The organism is Priestia sp. P5_B4, from assembly GCF_056400385.1.
Genome location: NZ_JBFULJ010000597.1, coordinates 1 through 2,387, shown reverse-complemented (window position 1 = coordinate 2,387; position 2,387 = coordinate 1). Strand labels below are relative to the sequence as shown.

3 protein-coding genes are annotated in these 2,387 nt (G+C 36.2%); all 3 read left to right on the top strand.

The features are described from left to right. Window positions 1-395: peptidoglycan-binding domain-containing protein (locus AC1DRF_RS23475; protein WP_477741829.1), on the top strand; the 395-nt coding region annotated here is incomplete at its 5' end. Between the two features lie 61 nt (window positions 396-456). Continuing rightward, the gene (locus AC1DRF_RS23470) at window positions 457-723 is read left to right on the top strand and encodes a hypothetical protein (protein ID WP_014460133.1); all 267 of its coding nucleotides are present in this window, start codon (window positions 457-459) and stop codon (window positions 721-723) included. Window positions 724-858: 135 nt separating this feature from the next. Next, window positions 859-2,387: PAS domain S-box protein (locus AC1DRF_RS23465; protein ID WP_477741828.1), on the top strand; the 1,529-nt coding region annotated here is incomplete at its 3' end.

Below are 2,387 nucleotides of genomic sequence, written 5' to 3'. Positions count from 1 at the left end.
CTGGTGAGCTAAGTCAGTGGCAGCGATGGGCCATGTTTCAGTATACGGATTCTGGCAGAGTAAAAGGAATTTCTACAAATGTGGATATAAATGAAATGGACTGCTCATTTTTTAAAGAAGTCACAACAAATCTCTCTATGACGAATAATGCAAAAGGACCCTTTGTGTATTCCAAAGGTGATAGAGGGTTAGGAGTCAAACAAATTCAGCAAAACTTACTTGCGCTAGGTTTTTCTCTTCCGAAGTTTGGAGCAGACGGTTTCTATGGAGATGAATTAATCGCTGCAATGAAAAAATTCCAGAATCGGTATGGCCTTTTTTCAGATGGAATAGCAGGAGCGGACACGCTGCCGCGTCTTGTTAAAGAAGTGAATAATCTGAATAATCTGGTTTGAGAGATTACCTGAGGGGGAAAAGTTACTGTAAGATTCAAAAAGGTACAAGGAAGGAGCTATTATGAGAAAAAGAAAACAAAAAGCATTGATATCAGGTATTACGCTATCAACGGTAGGAGTCGGCATTACGTCTTATATATTAAGCGATGCTGCGAAACGACGGAAAGTAAAAGGACTTGTTCGAAGTGCCAAAGTAAAACTTTCAAGTTTATCTAAAAAACAGCAGGTAAATGCTAGCCTAAATAAAGATGCGCATTCAGATCCTACGTACGTTTCTGAAAGCAATATGATTTCAGAAGGACCTATGTATCAAGATCAGCATAGATAATAAAAAAACTAGTCTTGCCTCGGGCGAGACTAGTTTTTTTATTAATTTTATAAATAGCAGCGCTTATTCATGTTACACTCTCTATATAAGGGAATTATTTTACGCATATTTACAAGTAAAGGAGGAATAGAAGGAGTGATTAGTAGCGGATTATTTGTTAACTTATGTATTTTTTCGTTTTTTGTCAGTATTATGATTGCGATAAGAATATTTTTGTTACAGCGTCTAGCCCATAAATACAAATGGATGAGTGGTATTTATGCAAGTATTGTTTCTGCTATTCTTATGGTATATAGCGTTACGTATCAACAAATTACATATGATTTACGTTTCCTTCCTCTTATTTTGACCGTTCTGTACTTTGGTTATAGAGCCGGTGCAGTTGCAGGTATCACTATGGCCGTGTGCAGTATCTATTTAGAAAGTCATTGGTTACTGACTATCTTAATTTTAATTTTTACCTTTTTGTTTTCCCTTCCTCTTATTCGATATAGAAAGCAGTTTTCTTTATTAAAACAATCTCTTCTTTGTTTCTTTATTCATTTTATCGTTCATGTCTTGCTGACAAATTACTTCTGGAATACACCTATTCAGTCGCCGTTTTATAGCGAAATAGAATATTTAGTGTTCGGAATTCTCGGACTGGGAGTAGCTGTAGCGACGATAGAATTTTATCGTAAATTTTACGCTGTAGCAGAAGAAGCTGCTTATGCTGGATCAGATTCATGTAAGGATGAAGAAGATTCTTTTTTTGTCAGAATAATGAAAAAAGAACTAGAATATACGAAAGAACAGCTGGAGTCTTTTATTAATCATCACATGGATGCGGTTATTATAACTGATTTAGAAGGGCGAATCTTGCGAGTTAATGAAGCTTATGAAAAAGTATATGGCTGGAAATCCCATGAAGTCATTGGGAAAAAATATTACGATATAGCAGGAGCTTTTAGTGAGGATGTACATGAGAATATAAAAAAGACTGTTGCTGAAAAAGAGGCAATCAATCGAGTAGAAGTTGTAAGAGCTCGTAAAGATGGAAGTTTAGTAGACCTTCGCATCACCATTTCTCCAATTTTTAATGGGAACGATGAGTTGGTAGGTTTGTCTGGAGTATGCGTGGATATATCTGAAGCTAAAAAAGCAAAGGAAGAGCTTGACTTGCTGCATCGTAGGCTTAAAGAAAGTGAGTTGAAATATCGCACGTTATTTGAGTACGCAAACGACGCAATTTATTTACTTGAAATAGGATCGGATCATTTTCCTTCTCGTTTTGTTGAAGTAAATGAAGCTGGATGTAAGCGCTTTGGATATACGAGAGAAGAGCTTTTATCCATGCCTTGCCACGATATCATACCTAGAGATTCTGACATTGTTCAAAAAACAGTCGAAGAAATTCGCAACGGAAATCTTTCTTTTACGCTGCAATCACAGTTTACGTTTAAGTCAGGCGAAATAAAAAAACTAGAATATAGTGGAAAGTTGTTCAATATAGAAAACAAAAAAGTGCTTCTTATTGTTTCAAGAGACAGAACAGAGTACTTAAAAACAGAAGAGCTGCTGCAGAAATCTGAGAAATTAGCAGCGGTCGGGCAGCTTGCTACAGCTATTGCTCATGAAATTAGAAATCCTTTAACAGCCATCAAAGGGTTTATGCAGTTATTAAC

Excerpts from the sequence above, each read along its gene's own strand:
- AC1DRF_RS23470 (WP_014460133.1), top strand. The coding sequence starts at position 457 with ATGAGAAAAAGAAAACAAAAAGCATTGATATCAGGTATTACGCTATCA.